The following is a 4,015-nucleotide window of genomic DNA, read 5'->3' as shown; positions in this document are numbered from 1 at the left end:
TTGGGTATGGTCACGCCATTGGGCGCTGACGTGGAAACCGTTTGGGCCAATATCTTGGCATCCAAATCCGGAGCCGGGCCGATCACGCGCTTCGACGCGACCGACTACGCCTGCCGGATCGCGATGGAGGTGAAGCCCGCCGACCATCCTTACGGTTTCGACCCGAACAAGCGCGTTGATCACAAGGTTCAGCGGCAGGTCGATCCGTTCATCATCTTTGGCATCGATGCCGCCGGACAGGCGCTCGAGGATGCCGGCCTGACCGACATGACCGAGGAACAGCGGTTTCGCGCCGGGCTTTCGATCGGTTCGGGCATCGGCGGCCTTCCCGGTATCGCCAGCGAATCGATCGTCCTGCACGAACGCGGTCCGCGCCGTGTCTCACCGCACTTTGTCCACGGGCGGCTGATCAACCTGATTTCGGGACAGGTCAGCATCAAATACGGCCTGATGGGCCCGAACCATGCAGTCGTCACGGCTTGCTCCACCGGCGCGCATTCGATTGGCGACGCGGCGCGGATGATTCGGGACGATGACGCCGACGTCATGCTGGCTGGCGGAGCAGAGGGTGCGATTTGCCCACTCGGTATCGCCGGATTCTCGCAGGCTCGCGCACTTTCTACAGCGTTCAATGACACGCCCGAAAAGGCATCGCGTCCCTATGACGTCGATCGCGACGGGTTCGTGATGGGTGAGGGTGCCGGTGTCATCGTCCTCGAAGAATATGAGCATGCCAAGAAGCGCGGCGCGAAAATCTATGCCGAGGTAATCGGTTACGGCCTGTCGGGCGATGCGTATCATGTAACCGCGCCGCATCCTGAGGGTTCGGGCGCGTTCCGGTCGATGCAGATGGCGATGCGCAAGTCCGGCCTAGAACTGTCGGACATCGATTACATCAACGCGCACGGCACATCGACGCCATTGGGTGACGAGCTCGAGCTGGGGGCTGTTCGTCGCCTGTTCGGCAGTGCGCTGGATACGGCTTCGATGAGTTCGACCAAGTCGGCGACCGGGCATTTGCTTGGCGGTGCGGGTGCAATCGAGAGCATCTTCTGCATTCTGGCGCTGCGCGACCAGATCGTTCCTCCCACGCTGAACCTCGACAATCCAAGCGAAGGCTGCGTGGGCGTCGATCTCGTGCCCCACGTAGCCAAGGAGCGTAAGGTTAAAGCCGTGCTGAACAACAGCTTCGGATTTGGCGGCACGAATGCCAGTCTGGTGATGAAGGCAATCTGATGCGTCGGCTGCTGATTGTCGCGTTGCTGATCGTCGCGGCATTCATCGCGGTTACCCTGTTTCGGAACGCGGGCGGCGCGCCGCGTGACGTCAACGTCGTTATTCCGGTCGGATCCAGCCTGACGTCGGCTGCAAAGACGCTGGAGGAAAATGGGGCGATCAAGTCATCGCGCGCGTTCCTGACCGATGCAAAACTGTTTGGGAGCAAGGCTCCGATCAAGCCGGGTGAGTATCATATCGCGCGGGGCATGGGGCCGGAAGCGATCCTGAGACTGCTGCAATCGGGTCGCACGCTGCAGCGTTTTGTCGTGATTCCGGAAGGAATGCCGTCGATCCTGGTTCAGGAAAAACTGATGGCGACGCCATTGCTGACAGGCAACATCGCGATCCCGCAGGAGGGATCTTTGCTCCCCGATGCCTATGCCTATACGCGTGGCGAAAGCCGGGCGGCGGTTGTCGGACGGATGCAGAAGGCGATGCAGACGGCACTGGCAAATGCCTGGAAGACCCGGAAACCCACGACAGCGGTGACCACGCCCGAGGCCGCAATCATCCTTGCGTCGATCGTGGAAAAGGAAACGGCGCTGGCGAGCGAGCGCCGGATGGTTGCGGGTGTATATTCCAATCGGCTCAAGCGCGCGATGCCATTGCAGGCCGACCCGACGACGATTTATCCAGTGACGCGCGGAAAACCGCTGGGCCGTCGTATCCTGCGGTCCGAGTTACAGGCCGAGAATGGCTATAACACTTATCGGAAGTCGGGCCTGCCGATTGGGCCGATCACCAATCCGGGCAAGGCGTCCATCCTCGCCGTGCTCGATCCTGCTCCCACGCAGGCGCTGTATTTCGTGGCTAACGGGACAGGCGGTTCGTCGTTCGCAGATACTCTGTCGCAGCACAGCGCCAACGTGCAGAAATACTATGCCCTGCGTCGTGCGCGCGGGGAAATGTAGCCGCTATTTCGCGGCATACATTTTGACCAGATCGTATAGATAATCGCGGCCTTCATAGAGCGACCGCACGCGCAGCCGTTCGTTCAGTCCATGAATGCCGTTGAAGTCTGTCTCGGCAAAAATACCGGGAACCCCGTAGACCGGGATGCCGATCGCTTCGAGAAAGATGCCGTCCGTCGCCCCGGTCGACATCATCGGCAGGATCGGCACACCGGGGAAATGCTTTGCGGCAACGGCGGTCGCAGGCCCGATGATCTTCGGGTCGAGAGCCGGAGGTTTGGCAATCGGCCGCAGTGGGGGAACAAGTGTCAGCGTGATTTTTGGATCGTTGATCGCCGTTTTCAGCGCCGTGCTTGTCGTTTCATTGGTTTCACCGGGGAAAATCCGGCAATTGATATTGGCGCCCGCCCTCTGCGGAAGCGCGTTGTTGGCATGGCCGCCGTCGAGCAAAGTCGCGACACAGGTCGTCCGCAGCGTCGAATGAAACGTGGCGTCGGATGAGACGATCTTGTCAGCCGCTGAATCACCCGGATTTGCCAGCAACGTTGTGATCGCCGCACCCATCTCACCCCCAACTGTTTTCCCGGTTTGAGTGAAAAATGCCCGCGTCGTGTCGGTGAACTTGGCGGGAAATTCATAGCTGCGGACAGCGCGCAGGGCGTCGGCCAGCTCGTAGATCGCATTGTCGGGAACGGGACGCGAGCTGTGGCCACCGGGGTTGGTCGCCTCTATCCGATAGTTCTGGACGGCTTTTTCGCCAATCTGAATAGCCAGCGCAACCTTTTTTCCATCAGGATCCAGCCGTCCACCGCCGCCTTCATTCAGCGCAAATTCGGCCGCAATCAGATCGGGCCGATTCCTGGTCAGCCATTGCGCGCCATTGAATGCGTAACTGGTTTCCTCGCCACAGGTCAGCGCCAGTTTTATGGTCCGCTTCGGCTTATAGCCTTCCTTGCGGAAGCGGATCATCGCATCGGTCCAGATCGCGGCCATCGCCTTGTCGTCCATGACTCCGCGCGCATAGAAAAATCCATTTTCCTCGATGAGTTTGAACGGATCGCGCGTCCAGTCCTCTCGCTTGGCTTCGACCACATCGACGTGAGCGAGCAACAGCATCGGCTTGATCCTGTCATCGCTCCCTTTCAGGACCGCGACCAGACCGCCCTCCTTGGGATGCTCCGGGGTAGAGAAATAGGTGATGTCAGCGTCGGCAAATCCGGCCGCCTTTAGTCGCGCGCCCATTTTGGCGGCCGCGTCAGTGCAACTTCCGACCGAAAGCGTCGTGTTGGTTTCGACCAATTCCTGATAAAGTGCGCGAAAGGCGGACTGGTCGGCACGTATGGTTTGCGCCGACGCGGGCGCGAAAGCGGCAGATGCGAGCAACGCGGCGGCAAGTGTCCTGACGATCATGCTAATTCCCCTTGGTCCTGCTCAAGCTATTCGCTGAACGATTAGTCGTAAAGCACCCTTGGCATCGGGGGTTAGCATCCTCATATGCGGTGTCGAGGACGCCCCGTCCTTTCAAGATTATCCAAACAGAGGAGACCCCGATGCACGTCGGTCGTGAAGTTCCCAACGTAACCCTGAAAACCCGCGTTCGCGATGAGACCGTGGAAGGGCCAAACCCATTCCGCTGGCAGGATGTTTCCACCGGTGACTTGTTCAAGGGCAAGCGCGTCGTGATTTTCGGCCTGCCCGGCGCCTACACGCCAACGTGTTCGTCGAAGCAGCTTCCCGGTTTTGAAGCCGGATATGACGAGATGAAAAGCCTTGGCATGGATGAGCTTTATTGCGTGTCCGTCAACGATGCTTTCGTGATGTACAAC

General features: G+C 59.7%; 4 protein-coding genes. 3 read left to right on the top strand and 1 reads right to left on the bottom strand.

Going from position 1 to position 4,015, the window contains the following annotated elements; translation table 11 throughout:
* Together fabF and mltG are read left to right on the top strand one after the other, a co-directional pair.
* Positions 1-1,236 (top strand): beta-ketoacyl-ACP synthase II (gene fabF, locus JWR17_RS26250; protein ID WP_299836347.1); only part of this gene is annotated, 1,236 nt, incomplete at its 5' end.
* Positions 1,236-2,189: an endolytic transglycosylase MltG gene (gene mltG / locus JWR17_RS26245; RefSeq protein ID WP_299836344.1), complete on the top strand. Its 954-nt coding sequence runs from the start codon at positions 1,236-1,238 to the stop codon at positions 2,187-2,189. The genes fabF and mltG, both read left to right, overlap by 1 nt.
* Positions 2,190-2,192: 3 nt before the next feature.
* Here the strand turns inward: mltG and JWR17_RS26240 are convergent, their stop codons facing one another.
* A complete protein-coding gene (locus tag JWR17_RS26240; protein WP_299836341.1) occupies positions 2,193-3,599 on the bottom strand; it encodes a M20/M25/M40 family metallo-hydrolase in 1,407 nt (468 codons plus the stop codon).
* Between the two features lie 140 nt (positions 3,600-3,739).
* Between JWR17_RS26240 and JWR17_RS26235 the strand changes: the two genes are divergently transcribed.
* On the top strand, positions 3,740-4,015 hold a 276-nt coding region (locus JWR17_RS26235), incomplete at its 3' end, for a redoxin family protein (RefSeq protein ID WP_299836338.1).

Source organism: Pseudomonas sp. (assembly GCF_028293835.1).
In the GTDB taxonomy this organism is placed as follows: Bacteria; Pseudomonadota; Gammaproteobacteria; order Pseudomonadales; family Pseudomonadaceae; genus Aquipseudomonas.
This window is presented reverse-complemented; position numbering and strand designations above follow the sequence as displayed.

Excerpts from the sequence above, each read along its gene's own strand:
- mltG (WP_299836344.1), top strand. The coding sequence starts at position 1,236 with ATGCGTCGGCTGCTGATTGTCGCGTTGCTGATCGTCGCGGCATTCATC.
- JWR17_RS26240 (WP_299836341.1), bottom strand. The coding sequence starts at position 3,599 with ATGATCGTCAGGACACTTGCCGCCGCGTTGCTCGCATCTGCCGCTTTC.